Origin of the sequence: Roseofilum capinflatum BLCC-M114 (assembly GCF_030068505.1) — a bacterium.
Lineage (GTDB): Bacteria > Cyanobacteriota > Cyanobacteriia > Cyanobacteriales > Desertifilaceae > Roseofilum > Roseofilum capinflatum.
This window is the reverse complement of the sequence record NZ_JAQOSO010000102.1, coordinates 25,479-50,713: the sequence shown is the minus strand read 5'-3', so window position 1 is coordinate 50,713 and position 25,235 is coordinate 25,479. Positions and strand designations below refer to the sequence as shown.

The window sequence follows — 25,235 nt, the reverse complement described above, 5'->3', positions numbered from 1 at the left end:
GATGATTTTGTATTTTGAATTTCAGTTCTGAACCGATTCATATTTTGTTGGTAGAAGACTCGCCCAGTCAAGCTGCCTTGACCGTGCAGGCCTTTCGCAAAGGCTCGATCCAACATCAGATCCATGTCGTAGAGAGTGGAGAACAGGCGATCGCCTTTTTGCATCACCAGGAACCCTATCATCGCAGTCCACGGCCCCATATCATTCTCTTAGATATTAAATTACCCACTAAAAGCGGTTTAGAAGTCTTAGCCGAAATCAAAGCCGATCTATCTCTGCGAGTAATTCCCGTCATCATGCTCAGTAACTCAGAAAACGAAGCTGATATTCTCTCAAGTTACCAAAATTATGCCAATTGTTATCTCAATAAACCCTCTTCCTTAGATCAATTCCAAGACTTGATCCGTCTGGTCGAACAATTTTGGTTAACTTCCGTTAAGCTTCCGCCCATATCCGGTACAATATTTTAACCTTAGAAGAAGTTGCCTGTTTTTCAAGCTGTAATTTAGACTACGACAACTTAAGTATCAACAGTTCAGACATCAAGGCAGGTCAAAAAGGGAGTTATGTATAATATAAAATAATTATCAATTCCCCCTTTGCATTGAAGATGGTCAAGGATTAAACCACGTGAATCAAGTTACCCTAAATGTACTATTGATTGAAGATAATCCTGCCGATGTTCGTCTGATTGAAACCTTACTCCAGAGGACACAAGGGTGTCATTACCACATCGATCGCGTGGAAACCCTGGCCCAAGCCATAGAATCAGCGATCAAAAATTCCTATGCAGTGATTTTATTAGACTTGTCTTTACCAGATGCCAGAGGCTTAGAAACTTGTCAAACCATGTATGCACAAGCTCCCCATATTCCCATGATTGTGCTGACCGGTTTAGATGATGAAGTAACCGCGATCTCTGCCCTGAAAGCCGGGGCCCAGGATTATATTTTTAAGAATGAATTGCGTCCGAACATGCTCACCCGCGCCATTCATTATGCGATTAGACGCAAAGAAACCCTAGAAAAGTTACGGCAAAGTGAAGCCCGTTACCGAGGAATCATTGAAGATCAAACGGAATTTATTTGTCGGTTTTTAGCCGATGGAACCATTACTTTTATTAACCGAGCCTTTAGTTTGTTTTGCCATCAAGAGCCGGAATCTTTGGTGGGTCAATGTATTTCCTATGGACTCTTCAATCAAGACTGGTCTGAACTTCAGACACAGTTGGCAAAAATAACAGTCAACAGTCCTACCGTGACTCTAGAGCTACCGATCTCTTCCCACGATTCCCCTGTGATATGGCAATCGTGGACGATTCGTGGGATTTTCACCTCCCAGAAAACCCTGGCCGAATATCAGGCAGTGGGTCGCGATATTACCGATACCAAGCAGGTAGAATTAATCTTAAGACAACAAGCACAACAGGAAAAAATTTTTAGCATTATCACTCAAAAAATTCGCCAATCCCTAAATTTAGAAGAAATCTTAAAAACGACAGTTCGTGAAGTGCGTAAACTGTTGCAGGTAGATCGAGTGTTAATCTATAGCGTGCAACCTCAAGAAAGTTTAAATGTTTTGGTGGAATCCGTCGCTGCCGGTTATGGCTCAGTGGTTGGGGAAACAATTGAAAAGGTCAACCTAGAAGAGGTGTTAGATTATGGGCAAACCTCTGACTTAAAACTGGGGGTGATTGAACAAATTCCGCCCCAAGCTCGTTCTGCCTTTGAAGAAACGTTACACCAGTGGCAGGTGAAATCTCAATTAGTGATTCAAATCAAATGCTTTGAGTTACCGTTACCGGATCAAGACATGGGGATAGAGTCTCCCCAAGAGTTACTGCAAAAAACCCCAGAGTCTCTGTGGGGTCTTTTGGCTTTACAGGATTGCCGATCGCCTCGCTCGTGGCCAGAAGAACAACTAGAATTACTGCAAAAAATTACTCATCAAGTGGCGATCGCCATCCGTCAAGGGCAACTCTATCAACAACTGGCCCAAACCAATCAAATACTACAACAAATGGCCACCCTAGACGGCTTAACCGGTATCGCCAACCGACGACGCTTCGATCAATATTTAGCCATCGAATGGCGCAGACTCGCTCGCGAGGGCGCTCCCCTCTCCATTATTCTATGCGATATTGACCACTTCAAGCTCTATAATGACACCTACGGACATCAAGCCGGAGATGACTGCTTACGGAAAGTTGCCCAGGCGATCGCCTCCTCTGCCCAACGTCCAGCCGATTTAGTCGCTCGCTATGGTGGGGAAGAATTTGTGGTGGTTCTTCCTTACACTCCCCTCGACGGCGCTCTCCAAGTTGCTGAGAAGATTCAACAGCAAATTAATTCTATGCACATGGAACATCTTGCTTCCCCAATCAGCTCCTATCTCACCTTGTCTCTAGGGGTTGCGGCTCAGATTCCCCAACTCGAAATTGAACCCTATCAATTACTGATTAATGCCGATGAAGCCTTATATCAATCAAAAGCTCAGGGACGCAATACCATTCAAACCCACGGATTAAGCTTAGAGGGCCACTCCAGTTTTGTCTAGGGAGTTGACCGGAATTAAGGTATTATGCCCTAGAAGGGGCATCTAGAATCGGTAAAACTAAGCAAGTCTACTTGAACCCTCTTAAATTAACTAAAGTTCCTTCTACGCCAGATAACTAATCTCTGATGTCTTCATTGATTCTGATTGTGGAGGCAGATCCTCCGTTAGCCCAAACGCTAAGTTTATCCATCCATCCCCCTGTAGCGGAGGAGATCGCACCCCATCAGTATGTGACTCAAACCGTTAGTGAGATGGCAGAACTGACTACGGAGCAACCCCATCTGATTATTGTCGATGTTCACGATCGCAACTTAGAGCAGCTAAAAGAGGCGATCGCCTATCAACAGAATTGCCAACCTTACCCACCAGCCATTTTAGTCCTCAGTGAGTGCCAACAACCTGACTTTATTAGCCAAATTTTGGAGATGGGAGTGGATGATTATTTACCTAAACCCATTCATCCTCACCTGCTCAACAAACGCATCGCCAGCTTACTGTGCATTTCTAACCCCCAGGATCGTTGCTTAATCGACCCCTATTTAAATCAATCCTTAAATCATTTACAAGCCCTCAATGAGCTAAAATCCCGGATTATCACCACCATTTCCCATGAATATCGAACCCCCCTCACCACCATTGGCTTATCCGTAGGGATGTTAGAGCGCTATCGAGATAAGTGGGATAAGGAAAAACAGAACAAACATTTTGACCGCATTCATAAAGCCATTGGCCATATGACTAGCCTCTTAGAAGATGTTCTGTTTATCAAAGACGCAGACTTTGGCTTGTTGGCATTTAACCCCACAGTGGTAGAAGTGATCCCCCTGTTTAAGCAAGCGATCGGCCGAATGCAGGCGATCGCCGGTTCCCACTATTGTCTGGAATTTTTGCCCGAAGACTCTGTAAGCTCCTGGATGCTCGATAGTAGCTTAATTGAGCAAATGTTAGTTCACTTACTCTCCAATGCCATTAAGTATTCTCCCCAAGGGAGTAAAGTATTTATTTACGTTCGCTGTCTGGACAACACCATTCAATTTCAGATCCAAGATCGAGGCATTGGTATTCCCAAATCCGAGCAAGAGCATCTGTTTGAGTCCTTCCATCGAGGCAGCAATATTGGCAACATTGGCGGAACGGGTCTCGGACTCTCCATTGTCAAAAAATGCGTAGATTTACACCACGGAACCATTGACATTGACAGCCAAGTCAACCAAGGAACCACCTTCACCATTACCCTACCCGCTCATCCTTAATCCCCAGTTCCTAAGAGGATCTCACAATAGCGAATCAAAGCCTGAGTATAATGGCTTATCTTCTTTTTTCTCTGCTGTTGCGCCGATTCCTGGCGACTCATTTGGTAAAATGTAGTCTCAGTTACCAATAGTTTAATCTGTTTATGCATCTCCGTTTGAATCGACTGCCACGCCATCTCAGAGACAGGATAATTTTGATCCCAAGACAAAGGTGCAATCTGTTGCCCAAAAAAATCTTCAACCTCCTGACAAGTTGGGATTAATAGGTCTGGAGTCGTCTCAGTTGTGGACAAAATTAAGACTTCCTTTAAAATATCCAGAAAATTCTGGTAAATTTGCATATGCTCTTTCGATAACATACGGGTCTTTCATCCCCTCGCTTTTTTTAGAGTAGTAAAGTTATAGTATTGAATAACAGAGCATTAGAGGTAACCTGAGATCAGGTGTAAGCCTCTGCATTAACTCCTCCACCACCAGCTATTTTTCCATTCCCATCATCGAGTTCTCGTAATCGTAACACCCTTGGGTGGGTTCCGAGACTAAATTACCTATTGTATCGATCATCCCTGAACATCCACCCGCTATGAAAACGCTCACTGAATCCAACTCCCTCGATGTCACTCTTCCCAACTGGTTGACGGCCTGTTTAAACCCGGATCAATCTCCAGTTGAACTCATCCCGGTCTGTCAATCCCCAGAGGATCAGCGCTTAATTCGAGAAGCCTTTGAATTTGCTTATCAACTCCATCAAGGACAATACCGAAAATCAGGAGAAGCCTATATTTCCCATCCCGTGGCAGTGGCGGGATTATTGCGCGAACTTGGGGGAAGTGCCCCCATGATTGCCGCCGGTTTTCTCCATGATGTGGTAGAAGACACGGATGTAACCCCAGAAGAACTAGAAGAACGCTTTGGTTCGGAAGTGCGCCACTTGGTAGAAGGGGTAACGAAGCTGTCTAAATTTAAATTTTCCAGTAAAACCGAACGGCAAGCAGAAAACTTTCGCCGCATGTTTTTAGCCATGGCCCAAGATATTCGGGTGATTGTGGTCAAGTTAGCCGACCGACTGCATAACATGCGAACCCTAGAATTTATGAAGGAGGAGAAACAACGGGCGATCGCCTTAGAAACCCGTGAAATCTTTGCTCCCTTAGCTAATCGTTTAGGGATCGGGCGGATTAAGTGGGAGCTTGAAGACCTGGCATTTAAGTATTTAGAACCCCTCTCCTATCGGGAAGTGCAAGCCTTAGTTGCTGAAAAGCGTACAGACCGAGAAATGCGCCTGGATAATGTGATTGAAATTCTCCAGATTCGCTTGGAACAGATTGGGATCACCAATGTAGAAATTAGCGGCCGTCCCAAACATCTGTATGGCATTTATCGCAAAATGCAACAGCAGCAAAAAGAATTTCACGAAATCTTCGATATTGCTGGGATTCGCATGATTACCCAAACCCACGATCAATGCTATCGGGCCTTGGCGATCGTGCATGACTCCTTCCGGCCGATCCCCGGTCGATTTAAGGACTATATTGGCCTGCCAAAACCTAACCGCTATCAATCCTTGCATACGGGGGTGATTGGCCCCACGGGGCGACCCCTAGAGGTGCAAATCCGTACCCAGGAAATGCATCAGGTGGCGGAATATGGGATTGCGGCCCATTGGAAATATAAGGAAGGGGGATCGAACTATAGCCAAATGACGGATGCCGATGAAAAATTTACCTGGCTACGTCAATTGCTCGATTGGCAAAACGATCTTAAAGATGCTCAGGAATATTTGGAGAATATCAAGGACAACTTATTTGAAGATGATGTGTATGTGTTCACTCCCCGTGGGGATGTGCTGTCCCTGACTTCGGGATCGTCAACGGTGGATTTTGCCTATCGCATTCACTCGGAGGTAGGCAATCATTGCTCTGGCGCTAGGGTGAATGGGCGCATGGTTCCTTTGAATACGGTGTTGAAAAATGGCGATATTGTGGAAATTTTGACGCAAAAAAATAGCCATCCGAATTTAGATTGGCTCAATTTTGTCAAAACTGCCGGAGCGCGAAACCGAATTCGCCAATGGTACAAGCGATCGCATCGAGAAGAAAATGTTGCTAGAGGTCGGGAACTGCTGGAAAAAGAAATGGGTAAACCGGGATTTGAGTCCCTGCTGAAATCCCAACCGATGCAATTAGTGGTTGAACGGTGCAATTATCACGCTGTGGACGATTTGTTAGCAGCTTTGGGGTATGGCGAGCTGACCTTAAATTTGGTGGTCAACCGTCTCCGGGATGCCATTCGTGCCACCCAACCCCTGGAACCGGACGATCGCCAGGATAAGGAAGGACTTAAAGGTGAGGCCGTGATTCCATCTTCTGCTTCTTCTGCTTCTCATTCTTCGGCTGGGGATCACAGCTCTCCCATTGTCGGCATTGAAGGATTGCTCTATTATCTGGCAGGATGCTGTAATCCCATTCCCGGAGAGCTAATTATTGGAGTGGTGACCAGAGGGCGGGGGATTTCGATTCATCGCCAAGGGTGTCATAATGTAGAGCATGTGGAGGGCGATCGCCTGATTCCTGTAAGTTGGAATGGTAAAAACCACAAAACCCCTCCCACTGGGATGACTTATATTGTACAAGTGCAAATCCAAACCATTGACCGGGTGGGCATTCTTAAGGATATTCTTTCTCGGTTAAGCGACCAAGGAATCAATGTCCGCAATGTGGATGTGAAAACTCAGACGGGAAAACCGGCCGTGATTAATTTGGGTATGGAAATTCGCGATCGCCCCCAATTAGAATCTGTATTTACTCAAATCCGCAATATGAGCGATATTCTTAATATTCGTCGTGTGGGACAAGTAGAAGATACGGATTCTGAGTCAGAATAGACCAACAGAGATCAAGAGTAATGGTGATGACTGACAGGGTAAATAACAATCCTTTTGAGCATTTGAACATCGAAAATGCCCTAGAAAACTTAGGGGATGATTATTATGATCCCGTAGTCCCCACCGAATTTCCCGAACATATTTTGCGATGGCGCAATGACGATCTCTTGCCGAAAATGGGACTCGATCCCCAGCAGGTGAGCGATCGCCATTTTATCGACTTTTTCGGTAAATTTGACAGCGATCTTCCCTGTTTAGCTCTTAGGTATCATGGCTATCAATTTGGAGAATACAACCCTTGGCTCGGTGATGGTCGGGGGTTTTTGTATGGCCAAGTGCGAGCTGTGGATGGTCAACTGTATGATTTTGGCACAAAAGGATCGGGCATGACTCCCTATTCTAGGGGAGCAGATGGCCGGTTAACCCTGAAGGGGGGAGTGCGGGAAGTGTTAGCCGGGGAAATGCTGCATCGGTTGGGGGTAACCACCTCTCGCTGTTTGAGTCTCATTGAAACGGGAGAGTCTTTATGGCGAGGGGATGAACCCTCTCCGACGCGATCGTGTGTCATGGTACGCTGGAGTCGTTCCCATATCCGCTTTGGGACGTTTGAACGATTGCGCTATTTTGAGCGATCGGATTTAATCGCCAAACTCTTAGATCATGTCATCCAAGAGTATTATCCCGCTCCCTTCCCCCTAGTCCAACCTGAACCCGCACCAGAGCGCTACATCCGATTTTACGATCAACTGGTGCAACGGGTAGCCCAACTCGCCGCTCAATGGATGGCCGCAGGCTTTTGTCATGGAGTCTTGAATACCGATAATATGTCCATTACCGGTGAAAGTTTCGACTATGGCCCCTATGGCTTCATTCCCCACTACGACCCGAATTTTACCGCCGCCTATTTCGACTATTCCGGACGCTACAGTTATGGGAATCAACCCCTGGTGTGTCAACTCAATTTAGAACTCCTCAGTGTTGCTCTGGGTAAAGTAATCCCCAAAACAGCCATGCAAGAGAGTTTAGAGCGATTTAATGTTCATTATGAACATGCCTATCAGAACCTAATGTTATGTCGGTTAGGGTTGGAACCCGATCGAGTCCAGGACTCTGAAGCCCAAGAGTTGATCGAGCTAACTGTAAAATTACTCAAAGATACCCAGAAAGGATACCCACAATTTTTTATCGGTCTTCGGGAAACCTTTGATCCCAGTTGGTCAGTAGGAATCGATGAAATTCCCAACTGGTCTAGTGCTGGCCCCAGTCATATCTGGCAGGCTTGGAAAATCCTGTATCATAGGATATTAGGTCGAAACTCGGAAGAACAATTGGCTGAAATGGGCGATCGCCTGCAAAAGGTGAACCCCACCGTCGATCTCTTAAGACCGGCGATCGAAACCATTTGGAATTCGATTATGGTTGACGATAATTGGCAACCATTGATTGATTTTTTACAACAACTTCAACATTAAGATAATCCCGTAATATAGCTGAGAAATCGATGTTTTCTTTACTGAATACTCCATCTATTCTTAACCTTCAAATTCATGGCTTTTGAGTTCCATCATTATGATTCGTTTCTTTGAAAAAAGTCTCCTGAGAAAACTGGCATTTTATTATTCAAGTGTCTCCTTTTTAATTATTGTTTTAGTTGCTGGGAGTGCTTATCTTCTAGCTCGTTCTTCCCTCAAGCAATCAGTAATTAATCAGCTTGGATTAGCAGTTTCTCTCAAAGAAAATGAAATAAATCAATGGTTTTCCCTACAAATTCAGGATATTTTCTTATTAGCTCAGTTTCCGGAAATTATAGCCAAAACAAACCGTTTTATTAACCCTCCATTAGATTCCAGTTTTGATGCAGATCAAACTTATGCAGAACTCAAAAACATTTTAAACACCATCACTCAAGTCAAATCGAATATCAAAATCGTCTCTATCGTCAGCAATCAAGGCATTGTTCTACTCTCAACTAATCCTCTGCTGGAAAAAACTTACCAGCCATTAGGACACTTGACAACTTATATTACTAGCCCAAAAGATACCATAAATCCCATATTCTATAACTCTATTATCACTCAAAATAAAGCCATTACATTAGTCACTCCAATTTATCAAAACAATCAGAAAATTGCTTATCTTTCCATTGAGTTAGATTTAGCAGAAGTCGATAAGGTTATTCATAAAGAGGCAGATCTAAATAACAGTAGATTATACTTAATTGGTCGCATTAGTGGCAGAAATACATTTGTTAACTCTCTACATTTAGAAAATGAAGATGAAAAAATATCGATTAATAGTTTAGCCATAAACTCAGTTCTTGAAGGAAGAAATGGATCGGGTTTATATAAAAACCATGAACAGATTCCAGTCTTAGGATTTTATCGGTGGTTGGAAGATAAAAACATGGGTTTGGTTGCAGAAATTCCCCAAAAAATAGCCTTTTCTTTAGCCGAAAGACTCGCTCGCCAAATCTTACTGATTGGCTGCTTGTTTTTGGTAACTATATTAACAATAATTTATATGGTCACTCGTAAATTAGTCCAACCCATTGCTGAAATATCAGAAGCAGCCATCAAGATTTCTCAAGGGGATCTTAACTGTCATGTACCCGTATTGAGTAAAGACGAAATCGGCACTCTGGCTATGACCTTCAATGGGATGACAACAAAACTGAATCATTCTTTCCAAGAATTAGAGATCATTAATGAACAGTTGAAAATTAAAGTCGATCAACTCAAGCAAGCTAATCAAAGAGCCGAAAAAGCGAATCAAGTCAAAAGTGAGTTTATCAGTCAGATGAGTCATGAACTCAGAACCCCTTTAAATAGTATTTTGGGATTTAGTCAAGTTCTAGTTGAAGATCCGGCAATCGCAGAATCACAAAAATCCTTAGTGGTACAAATTTATAGTAGTGGATATAAACTCTTAGAATTAATCAATGATGTTATTTCGCTCTCTAAAAAAGATGATATGGATCAATACCGATGCATCAGTGTGATCTCAGTTTCAGAATTCTTAGAACAATTATTATCTGACTTTAAAACTCGATTAAATCGCAAAGATTTGTCTTTGGTTTTTCAACTCTCTCCCAATGTTCCTCGTTTTATTCAAGCAGATGCTTACTTCTTTGGTAAAATTTTTAATTACTTACTGGATAATTCTTTGAAATTCACTGAAAAAGGTGAGATCAAAATAAAAGTTACTCGATTTGAGCCAGAGAAGGAGGATAGAGAGTTTTCGAGAGATCCCAATTCTGTTAATCCAGAGTTATCAGAAATTGATTGGATTCAATGGGAAGTTGAAGATACTGGGTGTGGGATTGAACCTCAAGAGTTAGAGCATCTATTTGAACCCTTTTCACGTCATTTCAAGAGTGGAGATTTTCAAGAAGGAATGGGATTAGGGTTGCCCATGTGTAAAAAAATAGTACGGCAAATGGAGGGAGAAATTAGGGTTCAGAGTCAAGTAGGTCGGGGGACAAAAGTAACGGTAATTCTGCCGTTCCAAAGACTATCCGATCGGGTAGATATTACGTTGAATTTGGAGAAAGAACAAGTAGAAAACATAACTATTGCTGGGGGGTCTCTAGAGTCGTTAGATAACTTGCAAAAATCGATGGAATCCCTCTCTTTGGCTTGGCTGCAAAAATTGTACCAAGCCTGCTGTGAAGCAGATGATGAGCAAGTTGTCGAGCTGCTCAAGGAGTTTCCTGAGTCTGAGAGCCAAAGTCGAGAGCAGATCGGCGAATTAGCTAAAAATTATCGGTTAGATAAAATTCTGGAATTGGTTGAACCTTTAGTGATTAACGAGTAGTGATTAACGAGTAGGAGGCTGGCGATCGCGCCTAGCTTGAAACCCCAACTCCACCACTCCCCCGATCGCCGCTCCCCACAGTAACATCGACCAATGGGGTTGAGTCCAGAAACTCATCGATCCATAGGCTAAACAGGCTGTAATCACCCCATTGCGAAGAATTCGAGGCCAATCTAAAGTTTTCATCAAGACCCAGGCTCAAAACTGCTCGATCCTCGATCATTGTATAACATCTAAACCCCTGACCTTACCCTTACAAACCTGCACTCATGGAAGCCTTAACTATTCTCTTATCCAGCTTATTCCTAGTCGCCTCTCCGTCGGGGCTGTTGCTGGATCAAATCACTCAATCTTTCCTCAAATCCACCTTCGATGAGGCAGAAACTTGGCAAGTACGGGTCGATAATGCTCCCGCTCACCGACTGCTACAAGGGCAAGTGGGACAGCTAAGGATCGCCGGAAGAGGAATTATGCTCACTCCGGGGTTACAACTGGCTAAACTGGAGATAGAAACCGATGCCATTGATATCAACCCGGACAATTTCCGTGAAGGCCCCGGTTTGTCCTTTCTCGATCGACCTTTACAAGCGGGAGTAAGCATTGGGTTCACAGATACCGCCCTTAACGAGTGGTTAGACTCTCCGGAAATGAGCGATCGCCTGCGACAAATAGCGATCTCCTCCCTCCCCCGTGTAGCGGCAGCTCAACTGGAGCGCTATCATATCGTTAACCCACAAATCACCTTTTTGGACAACCGCATACGACTGCAAGTCCAACTTGTGCAACTCTCGAACCCCGAAACCGAACCCTCCTCCGAACCCTTTGAACTGGCCCTTGCCGTCGAATCGGGTTTCACTATCATAAAAGGGTGGGGTTTAGAACTCGTCGATCTGGAGGTCACAGTTAACCAAGAACCGGTTCCTCCCCTGGCGATCGATCTGATTCAAGAGGGTGTTCGCGAACAATTTGACCTCCGCACCCTCGAATCCAACTCCGTGATCCTGCGCCTATTGCAGATGCAGATTACTCCGGGTCAACTGGAAATAGCTGGATTTCTCAGAGTTCAGCCTCCCCTTGACCCTTCAGATGATCCTGATACATAGGAGTAGACCTCGATCCATATCATATGTTGGTAATGGGCTATGGGTCATAGGAAAACCAGGTTGCTTTTACCTTTTTTCCCTTGCCTTTTACCTACTGTATTCAAAATCCCGCAACTCAATAAGGACGGCAATTATGGAACAACATAAACAAAATCGCGGTATTCATATTGGCATAGTCGTTGGACTATCAGCCTTAATTTTAGGGACTGGAGGGGGTACAGCCTGGTGGATGATCCGGTCTATGCAGGCCCCAAATAGTTCCTCTTCCATCCTGGAAGAAGTCCAACCCACCCCATCGGAAAACAATACGCCTCAAGCTTATTGGCTCCAAGACACGGGAAATGCTTTAGAATTGGTCTCTACTCCGGTGCAAATGAAAGCCGTTGGGTCATCCGAAGAGCAGTTAACCCTAGCATTGAAAACGGTTTTAGAGGCTCCCGCCGATCCCGAAATGGCCAGCACCATCCCCCCAGGCACAACCTTGTTAAGCTTGGAGGAAAGAGCAGATGGTATTCACCTAAATATTTCTCAGGAATTCACCACAGGAGGCGGTAGCGCCTCGATGATGGGACGATTAGGGCAAATTTTGTATACGGCTACCAGTTTAGACCCAGAGGCTCCCGTTTGGTTGTCAGTTGAAGGTGAACCCTTAGAATATTTAGGCGGTGGAGGCTTAGAAATTCAGCAACCGATGACTCGCGAAGTCTATGACCGGGAATTTGCTCTCTAAGAAATCCCTCTAGGACACCAGTTGTTTGCCCGTCATACTAAAATCTCGGAATTGACGGGCTTGCTGTTCGATGCGACTGGCGAGGCGATCGCACACTAAATTACACAACTCAAAAATCAATTCGTCTTTAACGCTATAGTAGGCTGACGTTCCTTCCGCCCGTCGTTGCAGAATGCCCGCTTGTAACATCAGTTTGAGGTGCTTCGAGACGTTTGCTTGACTGGTTTGGGTTGCTTCCACTAGCTCTTGTACACATTGCTCGCGCTCGCGCAATAGGTTTAAGAGCTTTAAGCGCATGGGTTCTGAGAGAACACTGAAATATTCAGCAACTTGATCGACGACTTCTTGGGGAACCTGTTGGGATGCCATGTTGGTTAAAGAATCAACGACAATGAGTGGGCAGTTGTTCTTCAAATTGTAGCAATTTATTGATCAATGGCAATAGGGTCATGAAGGAGTGGGGAATAGGGAATGGGGAGTGGGGAGTGGGGAATGGGGAGTGGGGAATGGGGAATGGGGAATGGGGAATGGGGAATAGGGAATGGGGAATGGGGAATGGGGAGTGGGGAATGGGGAATGGGGAATGGGGAATGGGGAATGGGGAGTGGGGAATGGGGAATAGGCAATAGGCAATAGGGAGTGGGGAATAGGCGATTTTCCCATCTCCCTATCTCCCTATCTGCTCACGGGGAGCTTAGGATACGGTTTGATAAACGGTGGTCAGTTGGTTCAATTGGTTGACCAAGAGACTGAGGAATAAGCCTACATCGGTGACCACACCAATGGATTCTAGGGAACCGCGATCGCTCAATTTAGTCACGACAGCCGGATTAATATCTACACAAACCATCTTCACGCCCGCAGGAGTCATATTGCCCACGCCGATAGAATGGAGCATGGAGGAGAGCATCAGTACCATATCCGCGCCTTTCAGGAGTTCGGCGTATTGCTGTTGAGCCGAAATCATATCCATTTGCGTATCCGGTAATGGGCCATCATCGCGGATGGAACCGGCTAAGACAAAGGGGACTTGATTGCGGACACATTCGTACATCACCCCTTTGCTTAACACTCCAGACTCTACCGCTTGGGCGATGCTGCCACTGCGACGAATCTTATTAATCACCTTCAGATGATGACGATGCCCTCCTTGGACGGCGACTCCTTGATTCATGTCTACGCCCAAGGAGGTTCCCATCATCGCTTGTTCGATATCGTGGACGGCGATCGCATTTCCGCCGAGCAGCGCTTGCACATACCCTTCCCGGATCAGGGTAGCTAGGTGCTGTCCACCCCCAGTATGAATCACCACCGGGCCGGCTGTTACCACCACTTTACCCCCTTGATCGCGGATATGGCGCAATTCCCAAGCCACTTGCTCAACCATCAGTTCTACGCGGCGCTCACTAGAGACTCCACCGCTCATAAAGCTAAATTCTTGAGCCGCTTTTTGCTCCCGGTTTTCCACCTTATGCAAGGTGCGAATGCCGCGAGTGCCCACAATTACGTCTTCACCGATCGCCAAATCTCGGATTAATTTACATTTTGCCACCGGCCCTTGATCCGTATAGGTCACGGCGATCGAGGCATCCATGCGTTGATGTTGCACTTTCACCCAAGTGCCCCGAACCCGCACTTCTGTGGGATAAATGGTACTCACATAGAAATCATCCGGAGCCGCTCCTGGTTGGGGAACTGGTTCGCGCAAGGATTCTTGCTCATCTTCAGAAGCTGGCACTGCCCCCAAATCAATCAACTGGGACATAATATCGTCCAGCACTTCCGCCGAAGGAGCCGAAACTTTCACCTCCGCTTCCGAGGGACTTTGCCGTTGTTCGCCCAAGTTAAAGTTGAGAACCTTGAAGCTACCGCCCCCATCTACAATCAAATCTAACGCCCGGTTCATCAACCCTGCATCGAGTAAATGGCCCATCATATGAATCGTGCGGGTATCGATTTGCGTAGTGGCGTGCAGTTCCGTGCGTACCGGTTCCGTAATTCGCAGGGTGAGGCATTTAGACGCGCCCCCCGCCTTCAAAAACTCAGTTAACGGGGTTTCAATCACCCGGTAACCCACTGCTTCTAGGCGATCGCGTAACTCCTTAGTGGCTTTATTAAGAATGACAATATCGTTAATATTGACCGCATTACAAGCAAAATTCACCGCATCCGGCTCACTGATAGCAATCCGTTTTTCTGCCGGAACCCGCATTTCAATCAGGCGATTAGAATAGCCATCAAAGGCGGCTGGATAGTAGAGCAAATAGCCCCCAGTTAAGGGACAGAAACAGGTATCGAGATGGTAAAAGCGCTCATCCATTAACCGTAAGGACAAGACTTCTACATCTAACCATTCAGCGATCGCCGGATGAGCATCCAATTCTGACCGGAAACCATATCCCGCCCATAACCATCTTCCTTCCCGGTCAAACAGGGCATCACCCGCCCCTTCAAAGGGTACATCTTTGGGCAGTTCATGGACTGTGAATCCTTGAGATTCAAACCAGGCCTTAAAATGGGGTTCTTCCCCTTGTCGTTCTGGGTGATAAAACCGGCTGAGAACAACATCCTTACCCAGCACCAAACCCGCATTAGCGGTAAAGACCATATCCGGCCATCCCTGTTCGGGTTTCACTAGCTCGACAATGGCATGGTCTTTAATGATATGGTGAAGTTTCTCCCATTGTTCTGCCGCCACAGAACTAGAGGATTTGTGAATATTTCCTTCCATCCAGGGATTAATTACATAATCCACGTCATAGTGGTCAGGAGAACACATTAAAAAGCGAATTGGATCAGTCATAATTCAATTGAAGATAAGGTAGAGGCTTTCAGGATTTTGCGTCTTCTTGGAGTTGCTATAGCATTTTTCAATCAGTCGCGTTTATGTCGGCTCTCGCCGAAACATTTTCCCCTCATCCCCTAACCCCTTCTCCCGCAGGCGCTGTCCTGAGCGAAGTCGAAGGGAGAAGGGGAGCCAAAGTCCCTCTCCTGTGGGAGAGGGATATAGGAAGAGGACATTCCAAGGAGTGCGTCTTAAAATGAAAACGCTATATATCTGTTTTCCGTTTTTTAGGCTGAAAACGGTTAAGAGATAGAAGCCTTATGCCAACCCAATATCCTATCATGGTTAAGACTCTTTACCCAGAAAGAGTCAGGATTTCATAACCCGTTGAGGTGAAGCAGTTGGCTAAAAATCAGATCTTAATTATCGGAGGAACGGGAAGAATTGGCCATCATGTGGCCCAAGATTTGCAACAGCACATGGACGCAAAGCTGGTGGTCACGGGTCGTCAGCATCCGAGAAAGGATCGAGACCTAATCGGGGAATTTTTGCCCCTGGATTTAGGAAATCTGGAACAGCTCCAAAAGGCGATCGCCGAAAGTCAACTGGTGATTCATTGCGCGGGCCCCTTTCACCATCGGGATGCTAGAGTCCTCAAAAGCTGTATTGAGCAAGGAGTCAATTATCTGGATGTGAGCGATCATCGCTCGTTTACCCAAAAAGCACTGGAGTTAGCCCCCGCAGCACAAGAGGCTGGAATTACCGCGATCGTGAATACGGGGGTGTTTCCGGGCATTTCTAATGGCATGGTGCGGCAAGCGGTAGATGGCTTTGACCGAGTAGAAACCATTCGCCTCTATTATGCGGTGGGAGGGTCTGGAGGTGCTGGAATTACGGTGATGCGGACAACGTTTTTGGGGCTGCAACATCCGTTTTTAGCCTGGATGGGGGGACAATGGCAAACGATCGCCCCCTACAGCGATCGCCAAATCATCGATTTTGGCCCCCCATTTAATTCTCTGGGAGTCTATTGGTATGATGTGCCGGAAGCTTGGACATTAGCGGAAAGTTTCCCGGTACAGAATGTAATTACGAAATTTGGTTCTGCACCGGATATTTACAACCGTTTAACCGCTCTAATGACCAAATTACCCCAATCTTGGATCAACCATCCCCTCGTTATTGAAGGACTCTCGCAAATTAGTTATCGCATGACTCAGGTGAGCGATCGCTTCTCTGGAGTCGGTATCGTCATGATCGTTGAAGCGGAAGGAGAGAAAGACGGACAACGGGCCCACTATCAGAGCCGATTTTACCATCCCCACACGGCGATCGCCGCCGGATGTGGCACAGGAGCCTTAGCCGAGTGGATCTGGAATGGGAAGCTCAAAAAACCCGGAGTATGGCCGGTGGAACAGGCAATAACTTCAGAAGAATTTGCCGAAATGATGCGATCGCGAAGCGAAACGGGAGTTTTATCGCGTCAAAGTAATATAAGCAAATCATCGTAGTGGATTGTTTCAGCTAATTTGGTGCATTAGAGTTTGTTTGTAGTGATTGCTTGAGCAATCTCCAGCTAGGCTTTTAAGCACTCTTCGTGCTTACTACAAACAAAGCCCTATTTTAAATGACCCATTGTCAACGCAACCGCACATGACGACTCCAACGAGTCTTATTCCAAAACCACAAAAACGCCACTCCCGCCAGAATTGCCCCTAAATTCCACTTAACCGACTGTTTAATCAGGGTCAACCGTCTGCCTCTCCCCTGACTCTCTAACTGCTCCTCCCACTGAGCCTGAGTCTGGATTAATTCCTGCTGTAATTGTTCCTTCAGCTCTTGGGCATTATCAGGGATCGGTAAGAGGCGATCGGGAAACATCCAAACCCTTAATTCATTTAAATCTTCTAAAGATTGGCTTTGTTCAAGACGCTCCTGAGCCTGGACAAACACCTGATTATATTCAGCCATTTGGGCCTGTAACTGAATCTGGTTCATCCCATCAATCTGCCAAGTTTGGCGAATCCCCACAGGAACCATCAATAAATAGCCCAAACCCACCCACAAGGTCATCCGAGACAAAAAACGCCATAACCTCAATTCCCAGCGATCGACATAACCCCAGCGACCATAAAGAATACATGCCAATCCCAATAACGGAAACCAGCATCCCTCAACCAAATGTCCCATGGTTTCCAGCACCCAAACCGCATTCAAGGGTTGGAAAGGAATGAACAGAATCACGGTATGAATCACGGTTAAACCCAAGAGCGTGTACCCCACCAGAGGGAGTAGCAGCAGGGTGCGGTTAAAAACAGCTTCGGAAAGAAACAGTCCTGAATCCTTGGGATGGGGAGGATCGTGGAACCAGGGAGGGGATACAGTCTCAGTTGGGGGATCGGGTTTGGGTTGTTGCTCTAGCATAGGGATAGCAAGGGGTAACTGAGGGTGAAAAATTTCCAGACCCCATAAGATGCACTGAGGTTGGTCTAGACTTATGGTAGCTGATTCCCAGTCTCTCTCTGCATCTGCATCCATTCAGCAGCCGTTTAACTTTGGGTGACATCATGATAAATGGGGATCTTGGATGTAGAGATCTCTGAGCTTGTATTCTTAGGATCTTATGGATGTCTATTCGGTTTTCGACCTTAGTTCACCTGTTGAGCGCTCAGTTATCCCGTAAGATTGCGGGTTGGGTGTTTGTGAGTTTAATGGCTATTGAAGGGATTATTTTAATTCCGTCCTATTATCGGCAAGAACGACAAGAATTAAGACAACTCGAAGAGGTCTCTTGGGCCATTATTGATTCGATTGTCCGGTTAAGTTCGCCAGAAATGTATGCCGATCCAGAATTTCATCAAAAGGTGCAAACCCTGACTCAAGATTCGATTATTGTGGGGATTACGATTTACGATCGCACCGGAGAAGCGGTTTTTGAGTTGGGGGAGTTACCAGAAATTTCCTTTGAGCAAAGCCAACAGGATTGGGTTGTCCGCGATCGCACCTGGAACCAACTGCGTTATGATGTGGCTTGGTCTGGAGACTATTTAGGCATTGACTATACCCTAGTGGCACGCCACAATGCTGAACGGATTCAACCCTTGCTCAATGCCTATAAATGGCGCATTCTAGGATTAGTGATCATTATTGCTGTGGTGGTCACCTCCTCAACCTTATTGGTCTTAGGCATAACGGTAATTATCCCCATTTTACGCCTACGAGATGATTTAATCGCCGCAGGAGAGGCCTTATCTCATCCCGATCGCCGTCGGGTTGAGCAACAGTTTTATTCCTTCTCTACGGAACGCTCTGATGAATTAGGCGCAGTCATGCAAGCTTTTCATCAAATGTTCTGTCGAGTACATGAGGAGCAAGAAAAATCGGAGCGCTTATTGCTTAACATTTTGCCAGAGGCGATCGCCTCTCAATTGAGAAACGGCCAATCTACCATTGCCGATGGCTTTACCGAAGTCACCATTCTGTTTGCCGACTTAGTGGGGTTTACCGAGCTGGCCGAGCGGTTTTCACCCTCTGAATTAGTTGAGTTTCTCAATGAAATTTTTTCTCGCTTCGACGCTCTGACTCAAAAGCACCATCTAGAGAAAATCAAGACCATTGGCGATGCGTACATGGTTGCTGGAGGAATTCCCATGGAGCGCAGCGATCATGCAGAGGCGATCGCCAATATGGCCTTAGAGATGCAAGGGGCGATCGAAGAATTTAATCACCAATCTCAAGAACACTTTAAAATCCGCATTGGTATCAATACCGGGCCCGTCGTTGCCGGAGTCATCGGCACAAAAAAATTTAGTTACGATCTTTGGGGAGATGCCGTCAATACCGCCAGTCGCATGGAATCCCACGGTCTCCCTGGCACGATTCAGGTCAGTCAATCCACCTATGAAAAGCTCCAAGGAAAATATCACTTTCAAGAACGGGGAGAAATTCCCATCAAAGGCAAAGGTCTCATGAAAACCTATTTTTTAATCCGTAAACTGCAACAACAAAAAGGGCTATCCTAAACCGATAGGATAGCCGCTCATGGGAATTAAATTAGGGGTTGACATACTCACCGTTCTAGAAGAACGGGGTTTTAGACCCATTTTTCTGATAACTAGACTGTGCCATCAATAAAGGGGCCAAAGAAATCCGATCCCAGATTTTGTTGGAACGGAGTTAGGGTAATGACATCAAAGCTATTAATACCCAAGGTATAGTCTGCAAGTACCGCCAGTACACTGTTGGTCTGGTTGTTGTAGATCACTGTATCGTTCGAGGAACCTCCAGTAATATTTTGACCGGTATCAAATCTGAGATTCGCATAGACTACACCATTATCAAGCCCCAACCTATCTTCTTGGGGATTGAAATCCGTGATCACATCAGCAGCAAAGGGATTACCGGGGTCAACGGGGCCAATACCTGGGTCGAAGACGACGTAATCGGGATCGTTAGGAGACAAGTTAGGATTCACATACCGAACTCCGGCTAAGGGGTTGGGTTCATTGGCACGGATAACAAACGTATCGAAACCGTCGCTACCGGTCAGTTCGTCCACACCGAAGTCACCAAAGAGCCAGTCGTTTCCAGATCCACCATCAAGCACATCATTGCCTTGGCCTCCTCGTAAGGTATCTTCATCTTCATTACCTACGAGACCATCACTACCCAAGTTTCCTAGGAGTAAGTCTTTGCCAAAACCACCGACAAGAATATCACTGCCTTGTCCACCGGCTAGTTTGTCTTGGTCATTCCCCCCAAACAGCAGGTCATCACCTGAGTTACCTAAGATCCGTTGGTTCCCTACAGAAGCAACTACTGTATCGTCACCTTCAAGCATCCAGAGTCCACCAGTACCGGTGGCAAAGTTCCCCGCTAGACTCACATAGTCATTAATGGGTGCTGTAATTGGAGGGTTAACTAAACCAGGAGGCGTTGGGGTGGCAACAGTCCGAGATAGGCCATTAACCCCTGTGGGATCGTTGGTTAAAACGGTGGGAATTGTACCAGTTGGGAAGGGAGGTACAGGAATCGCGCCGGGCAAACCGGGTAAATTGGGTGCAGATACGGCGGGCTGAAAGGGCCCAGGAGACGGAACAGGAACAGTACCGGGTATAAATACCATAATCAATCACTCCTCACTCTATGGCTATGGTTATGGTGTACGCCTAGAAGATTATAGCAGTAGTCTCCCTGAAGTGTGTCAATCCCCCTGGTGAATCTCTTAAATTCCTTCTAGGCAAATCGCTAGGGGGTTAGACTCATTGTTTTAATCAGGTATTCTCATAGCTGGCTGCATTATAGCTCGTTGAGGTTGTTGATTGGTTAGGAATTAGGCTAAAGTTTCTGGACAATAGCCTAATCCCATCACAAATTGTTTGCGGAAGGTTTCAACTTCGATACGGTTAGGTCGTCCATGAGAGACGACGGCCACTTGGTAACGACGCATGACATGGGTGGCAGATTGGCCGGTTTCTAGACTCCATAGGGCCATTTGCACCCGAATTTCGGGTTGATAGGCAAATCCTAATTCATTGAGGACGGCACGGAAGTTACCAGCGTCTTGGGTGTTGAGTTCTCGGGCCAGCTTGATCCGGATGACCCAACCATCGATTTGATGAATAACGGTAACAAAATCGACCTGGAATTGAGGTGAAAGGTTCAGATATTCAATAATCCGGAGGGTTAAGCTGGCATTCGCGAGGTAGTAAAGATAGTCCATAAGTTTTTCCCGGTTAACCTAGCAAATGCTACAGTTTCATTTTCTCTGGTTAGCGGGGATCATGAGTAGGGGAGAGTTCCCCGATGTTACCTGGGTAGATTCCCCCAATTGTGGGTGGGGGATGGGGAATAGGGAATGGGGAATAGGGAATGGGGAATAGGGAATGGGGAATAGGGAATGGGGGAAAGGCAATAGGCAATAGGCAATAGGCAATAGGCAATAGGCAATAGGGGATGGGCAATAGGCAATAGGCAATAGGGGATGGGGTATTTTAAGAGAGTTTGGATTGGTAATTGAGTGATGAATTGAGGGCGGGGATCAGATGAATTCTCAGGATTATGATTTGGATGCTTATGATTATGTTTTGCCGGAGGGGTGTATTGCCCAAAATCCGGTGAGTCCTAGGGATAGCTCGCGGTTGTTGGTGGTGGACTCCCCCATGGGGTGTCATCATGGGGTGTTTCGGGAGTTGCCCCAATGGTTGCGCCCTGGGGATTTATTGGTGATGAATAATACGCGGGTGATCCCGGCACGGTTGTATGGCTGTAAGTCTACGGGGATGGAGATGGAGGCGCTGCTGTTGGAGAGGGTGGAGCGTCAGGTGTGGTTGGCTCTGGTGAAGCCGGGACGACGGTTGAAACCGGGGGCGGTGGTTGAGTTTTCTGCCCATGAGGATCTGGATTTACCTCCATTAAAGGCGAAGATCCGGGGAACGGATGAGGCGACTGGAGGGCGCTTTTTGGAGTTTGAGTTATCTGGGGATCAAGAGTTACAGGATCTGTTGGATGATTATGGTTATGTGCCGTTTCCGCCTTATGTGACGGATACACAAGCTGTGCCGGATCAGTATCAGACGGTGTATGCACAGGCGGCGGGTTCGGTGGCTGCGCCGACGGCGGGTTTGCATTTTACGCCTCGGTTGCTGGGGCAGTTGGATGATTTGGGGATCGAGCGGGCGATGGTGACGTTGCATGTGGGGGTGGGGACGTTTCGCCCGGTGGAGGTGAGTGATATTCGCACGCATCAGATGCATGAGGAGTGGTTGGAGGTGTCTGGGGAGACTTGGCGGAAGGTGCGGGAGGCGCAGGAGCGGGGCGGACGGGTTATTGCGGTAGGGACGACTTCGGTGAGGGCGTTGGAGGGGGCGGCTCATTGGTGGAAGGATCGGGGTTCTGTAGGGGCGGGTTCCGTAAGGGCGGGTTTACCAAGATCTGGCTTGGAAGAGGAAAAATTAAGTAAACCCGCCCCTACACCTGACGAAAAATTAGGTGAACCTGCCCCTACATCTGGGGGTAAATCTGGGTTTTATGGAAAGACGGATCTATTTATTTATCCGGGGTATGAGTGGCAGGTGGTTGAGGGGTTGATTACGAATTTCCATTTGCCGCGTTCGAGTTTGTTGATGTTGGTGAGTGCTTTGGTGGGTCGATCTCGACTTTTGGAGTTATATCAGGAGGCGATCGCCCAGAAATATCGATTTTATTCGTTTGGGGATGCGATGCTAATCTTACCGGAGGCTCGATTAATCGTCTGAACAAGAACATAAGTTCAAATGGGAGACAATATAACGATGAATGGTAATGGTGTGGTTTGGGGAACGGTTTTGGCGATCGCCTTGGGAATGGGTTTTCCGGCTCTGTCGTCGGCTGAGGAACCGAGCGCGGATGACTTCTATCGCTTTGGCGTAGTGTTGCAACAGGAAGGGTTAGTGGAGGAGGCGATCGCCCAATATCGGGAGGCTTTGCGGTTAAATCCCCAGTTGGCTCAGGTGTATGTGAATTTGGGGGTGGCGTTGATGGAGCGGGGGGATCGAGAAGGGGCGATCGCCGCCTATCAGCAAGCGTTGCAGGTTGATCCGCAGTTAGGAGAAGCCTATTTTAATTGGGGCAATGTTTTGATTCGTCAAAATCAGCTCGATGGAGCCATTGAAAAGTATCAACGGGCGGTTGAGATACAGCCCAATTATGATAAGGCTTATTACAATTTGGCTAATGCGCTGGCGCTCCTTGAAGATTTTGAGGGGGCGATCGCCGCTTGGAATCAGGCGATCCGAATCAATCCAGAGTTTGCCCAAGCCTATGCCAATTTGGGGGTGGTGTTGCATCAGCAAGAACAAATTCCCCAAGCTGTGGCGAGTTTGGAAAGGGCTTATGTTTTGTTTCAACAACAGGGCAATGTGGGGCAAGCGCAGAGAATTGAGGGATATTTGCAGCAGTTGCGCTCTTAATCTTCTGAGCTGGCGATCGCCTCCGTCACTGCGGTAATTGTCTCGAAGTCAAAACGGTTGACGAGGGTAGTTAAGGTGTGGTGTAAGGGGCGATCGCGCTCTTGAATTTCGGCAATGATATCCAGGAGCAAATCGCTGTCTGCTTCAGTGGCTGCCTGATGGAGGCGATCGAGCCAGGGTTGAGGGAGGGATTGGAGGCGATCGGGGGTTAAGGCGATCGCTTCCGGGACTAACCGTACATCCTCCTCAGCCCTCACATTTTCTTCCTCATAAACATATTCAATATCTAGATATTGAGCCATCTTTTCCAGCAATTCCACTTCCTCAAATGGCTTACTCAAATAATCATCACAACCCGTAGCCAACATCTTTTCTTGTTCCTCCGCAAAAGCATTCGCACTTAAAGCCAAAATCACCGTTTCTTTACCCTCTGGAGACGACTTGATGTGTTCCGTCGCTTCATATCCATCCATCACCGGCATTCGCATATCCATCCAAATTAAATCCGGATGCCACGCTTTCCACACCTCGATAGCATCGAGTCCATTTACCGCTTCTTGGACTTCAAACCCAATTCGTTTTAATAAATTCACAAGCAACATTCGATTCGCCCAATGATCCTCTACTACCAAAATCTTATAAGCAGGTTTATTCTCTAAAATACCAATAATATTTTCATTAGACTTAAAACAACTTTGAGGTTCACAATGTGCAGTTTTTACAGGGATATAAAACTCAAACTCTGTTCCCTCACCCAGAGTGCTACTCACCCAAATATCACCCCCCATTAACTTAATAAATTCGCGAGTAATCGGCAATCCCAACCCTGTACCTTGATTATTTTTCATTCCTTGATTGGTTTGAAAAAAAACATCAAACAAATTATCTACATCTTTTGAGTCTATGCCAACTCCTGTATCTTTGATCTTAAACATTAGAGAACTCTTTTCTCTTTCACCTTCTGGTTCATCCTCTGGACAATATTGGTCAACTTCTACCTCGATCCATCCTTGTTCAGTAAACTTAATTGAATTATCAATTAAATTAATCAAAACCTGTCTGATTTTCCCTTCATCAGCTTTAACAAATCGATCCACAGTATCGAGTCGATTAAATCTCAACGTTAACTGTTTCGATTCAGCTTTCAGTGATAGCATTTTCTCGATACTTTTAAGCAACTGCCATAAATCAATATTAACTTCATTAAGTTCCGACTTTCCCGCTTCAATTTTCGACAACTCTAAAATATTGTTAATCAATTGCAGTAAATGTTCACCGCTATGGATTATAATATCTAAATATTGACGATTTTTGGGATTTTTTGAATCTTCTTTTTTTAGCACCTGTGCAAATCCCAAAATTGCATTTAATGGCGTTCTCAATTCATGACTCATACGCGCCAAAAAATCACTTTTAGCACAATTTGCTCGATCGGCTTCTTCTTTTGCTAGTTGTAATTCTAGGGTTCGAGATTTAACTCTTTTTTCTAATTCTTCTGTCATTTCTTTCAAGGCAGCTTCTACCAACTGCCTTTCTTCAATTTCATGATGAAGCTGCTGATTCTGTTTTTCTAAGTTCTGAGTCAACAATCGCATTTGGAGATGGACATTAATTCGAGCTAATACTTCTTCTTGACGAAAGGGCTTCGTAATATAATCAACTGCACCAAGAGCAAAACCCCGCATTTTATCCTCAATTTCTCCCAATGCAGTCGTAAAAATAATGGGAATATCTTGAGTCGAAGGAGAAGACTTGAGACGACGACAGGTTTCAAATCCATCAATCCCAGGCATCATCACATCTAAAAGAATTAAGTCGGGTTTGGCATATTCAACTTGTTCAATGGCACTTTCTCCATCAACTGCGACTAAAATTTCCCATCCTAAATCTTGAAGAGCATCTGACAATACTTTTAAGTTTGTAGGATTATCATCTACAATTAGAATAACGATATCTTGTAAAGTATTGTAACTATGGGGCAAGGAATACATTAGAGGATATGAATCTTTTTTAGGCTCATGATGTCAAGACTATATCTAAATCTTAGGTCAAAACAGCATCAGTTGACCACAGTCGCAGGTCGTGTTTTGGGTAATCAGTCCCCATTGTCGGGCGATCGCTAGAAGTCATTCCCCATGAATTTGGGCGTGTATTGTACCATA

22 protein-coding genes are annotated in these 25,235 nt (G+C 45.9%); 12 read left to right on the top strand and 10 right to left on the bottom strand.

The genetic code is table 11. From position 1 onward, the window contains the following. Positions 1 to 14: 14 nt before the first annotated feature. From PMG25_RS19810 to PMG25_RS19800, 3 genes are all read left to right on the top strand, one after another. Positions 15 to 470: a response regulator gene (locus tag PMG25_RS19810; RefSeq protein WP_283768625.1), complete on the top strand. Its 456-nt coding sequence runs from the start codon at positions 15 to 17 to the stop codon at positions 468 to 470. Positions 471 to 630: 160 nt separating this feature from the next. Beyond that, positions 631 to 2,556, top strand: coding sequence for a diguanylate cyclase domain-containing protein (locus tag PMG25_RS19805; protein ID WP_283768624.1), 1,926 nt, complete (start codon positions 631 to 633; stop codon positions 2,554 to 2,556). Positions 2,557 to 2,681: 125 nt separating this feature from the next. Beyond that, positions 2,682 to 3,809 (top strand): ATP-binding response regulator, encoded by a 1,128-nt coding sequence (locus tag PMG25_RS19800; RefSeq protein WP_283768623.1) that lies wholly within the window; start codon positions 2,682 to 2,684, stop codon positions 3,807 to 3,809. Here PMG25_RS19800 and patD read toward each other — a convergent pair. After that, the gene (gene patD / locus PMG25_RS19795; protein ID WP_283768622.1) at positions 3,806 to 4,168 is read right to left on the bottom strand and encodes a heterocyst frequency control protein PatD; all 363 of its coding nucleotides are present in this window, start codon (positions 4,166 to 4,168) and stop codon (positions 3,806 to 3,808) included. The two genes, PMG25_RS19800 and patD, sit on opposite strands and share 4 nt — an antisense overlap. 224 nt (positions 4,169 to 4,392) lie before the next feature. Between patD and PMG25_RS19790 the strand changes: the two genes are divergently transcribed. From PMG25_RS19790 to PMG25_RS19780, 3 genes are all read left to right on the top strand, one after another. Continuing rightward, entirely contained in the window at positions 4,393 to 6,693 is a 2,301-nt protein-coding gene (locus PMG25_RS19790) for a RelA/SpoT family protein (RefSeq protein ID WP_283768621.1), read from the top strand. 26 nt (positions 6,694 to 6,719) lie between these two features. After that, on the top strand, positions 6,720 to 8,165 hold the full coding sequence (locus PMG25_RS19785; protein ID WP_283768620.1) for a protein adenylyltransferase SelO: 1,446 nt from the start codon (positions 6,720 to 6,722) through the stop codon (positions 8,163 to 8,165). Positions 8,166 to 8,262: 97 nt separating this feature from the next. Then, positions 8,263 to 10,506 carry an ATP-binding response regulator gene (locus PMG25_RS19780; protein ID WP_283768619.1) on the top strand — a complete coding sequence of 748 codons (2,244 nt, stop codon included), beginning with the start codon at positions 8,263 to 8,265 and terminating at the stop codon, positions 10,504 to 10,506. 3 nt (positions 10,507 to 10,509) lie between these two features. On the opposite strand, the gene PMG25_RS19775 is transcribed toward PMG25_RS19780, so the two are convergent. Continuing rightward, positions 10,510 to 10,695: a hypothetical protein gene (locus tag PMG25_RS19775; protein WP_283768618.1), complete on the bottom strand. Its 186-nt coding sequence runs from the start codon at positions 10,693 to 10,695 to the stop codon at positions 10,510 to 10,512. An 80-nt stretch (positions 10,696 to 10,775) separates the two neighbouring features. On the opposite strand from PMG25_RS19775, the gene PMG25_RS19770 reads away from it, so the two are divergent. Together PMG25_RS19770 and PMG25_RS19765 are read left to right on the top strand one after the other, a co-directional pair. Next, positions 10,776 to 11,609, top strand: a complete 834-nt coding sequence (locus tag PMG25_RS19770) for an LmeA family phospholipid-binding protein (RefSeq protein WP_283768617.1) — start codon at positions 10,776 to 10,778, stop codon at positions 11,607 to 11,609. Between the two features lie 133 nt (positions 11,610 to 11,742). Continuing rightward, on the top strand, positions 11,743 to 12,339 hold the full coding sequence (locus tag PMG25_RS19765) for a GerMN domain-containing protein (RefSeq protein WP_283768616.1): 597 nt from the start codon (positions 11,743 to 11,745) through the stop codon (positions 12,337 to 12,339). Positions 12,340 to 12,348: 9 nt separating this feature from the next. Here the strand turns inward: PMG25_RS19765 and PMG25_RS19760 are convergent, their stop codons facing one another. The 3 genes from PMG25_RS19760 to argZ all read right to left on the bottom strand — a co-directional run bounded on the left by PMG25_RS19760 (position 12,349) and on the right by argZ (position 15,142). Beyond that, positions 12,349 to 12,708 (bottom strand): ArsR/SmtB family transcription factor, encoded by a 360-nt coding sequence (locus PMG25_RS19760; RefSeq protein ID WP_283755106.1) that lies wholly within the window; start codon positions 12,706 to 12,708, stop codon positions 12,349 to 12,351. A gap of 78 nt (positions 12,709 to 12,786) precedes the next feature. Continuing rightward, entirely contained in the window at positions 12,787 to 13,002 is a 216-nt protein-coding gene (locus tag PMG25_RS19755) for a hypothetical protein (RefSeq protein WP_283768615.1), read from the bottom strand. Between the two features lie 31 nt (positions 13,003 to 13,033). Next, on the bottom strand, positions 13,034 to 15,142 hold the full coding sequence (gene argZ / locus PMG25_RS19750) for a bifunctional arginine dihydrolase/ornithine cyclodeaminase (protein ID WP_283768614.1): 2,109 nt from the start codon (positions 15,140 to 15,142) through the stop codon (positions 13,034 to 13,036). Positions 15,143 to 15,525: 383 nt separating this feature from the next. Here argZ and PMG25_RS19745 point away from each other — a divergent pair, with 383 nt between their 5' ends. Beyond that, positions 15,526 to 16,635, top strand: coding sequence for a saccharopine dehydrogenase family protein (locus tag PMG25_RS19745; RefSeq protein ID WP_283768613.1), 1,110 nt, complete (start codon positions 15,526 to 15,528; stop codon positions 16,633 to 16,635). A gap of 127 nt (positions 16,636 to 16,762) precedes the next feature. Here PMG25_RS19745 and hpsJ-A read toward each other — a convergent pair whose 3' ends face one another. Next, positions 16,763 to 17,548: an HpsJ-like protein, cyanoexosortase A-associated gene (gene hpsJ-A / locus PMG25_RS19740; RefSeq protein WP_283768612.1), complete on the bottom strand. Its 786-nt coding sequence runs from the start codon at positions 17,546 to 17,548 to the stop codon at positions 16,763 to 16,765. Between the two features lie 203 nt (positions 17,549 to 17,751). Between hpsJ-A and PMG25_RS19735 the strand changes: the two genes are divergently transcribed. Continuing rightward, positions 17,752 to 19,146 carry an adenylate/guanylate cyclase domain-containing protein gene (locus PMG25_RS19735; RefSeq protein WP_283768611.1) on the top strand — a complete coding sequence of 465 codons (1,395 nt, stop codon included), beginning with the start codon at positions 17,752 to 17,754 and terminating at the stop codon, positions 19,144 to 19,146. A 92-nt stretch (positions 19,147 to 19,238) separates the two neighbouring features. On the opposite strand, the gene PMG25_RS19730 is transcribed toward PMG25_RS19735, so the two are convergent. From PMG25_RS19730 to PMG25_RS19720, 3 genes are all read right to left on the bottom strand, one after another. After that, on the bottom strand, positions 19,239 to 20,249 hold the full coding sequence (locus tag PMG25_RS19730; RefSeq protein WP_283768610.1) for a calcium-binding protein: 1,011 nt from the start codon (positions 20,247 to 20,249) through the stop codon (positions 19,239 to 19,241). Between the two features lie 207 nt (positions 20,250 to 20,456). Then, positions 20,457 to 20,846, bottom strand: a complete 390-nt coding sequence (locus PMG25_RS19725) for a hypothetical protein (RefSeq protein ID WP_283768609.1) — start codon at positions 20,844 to 20,846, stop codon at positions 20,457 to 20,459. An 86-nt stretch (positions 20,847 to 20,932) separates the two neighbouring features. Then, positions 20,933 to 21,094, bottom strand: coding sequence for a hypothetical protein (locus PMG25_RS19720; RefSeq protein ID WP_283768608.1), 162 nt, complete (start codon positions 21,092 to 21,094; stop codon positions 20,933 to 20,935). Between the two features lie 74 nt (positions 21,095 to 21,168). Here PMG25_RS19720 and queA point away from each other — a divergent pair, with 74 nt between their 5' ends. Together queA and PMG25_RS19710 are read left to right on the top strand one after the other, a co-directional pair. Continuing rightward, positions 21,169 to 22,380, top strand: coding sequence for a tRNA preQ1(34) S-adenosylmethionine ribosyltransferase-isomerase QueA (gene queA / locus PMG25_RS19715; protein ID WP_283768607.1), 1,212 nt, complete (start codon positions 21,169 to 21,171; stop codon positions 22,378 to 22,380). Between the two features lie 18 nt (positions 22,381 to 22,398). Continuing rightward, entirely contained in the window at positions 22,399 to 23,073 is a 675-nt protein-coding gene (locus PMG25_RS19710) for a tetratricopeptide repeat protein (RefSeq protein ID WP_283768606.1), read from the top strand. Here the strand turns inward: PMG25_RS19710 and PMG25_RS19705 are convergent. Beyond that, positions 23,070 to 25,064 carry a response regulator gene (locus PMG25_RS19705; protein WP_283768605.1) on the bottom strand — a complete coding sequence of 665 codons (1,995 nt, stop codon included), beginning with the start codon at positions 25,062 to 25,064 and terminating at the stop codon, positions 23,070 to 23,072. The two genes, PMG25_RS19710 and PMG25_RS19705, sit on opposite strands and share 4 nt — an antisense overlap. Between the last annotated feature and the right edge of the window lie 171 nt (positions 25,065 to 25,235).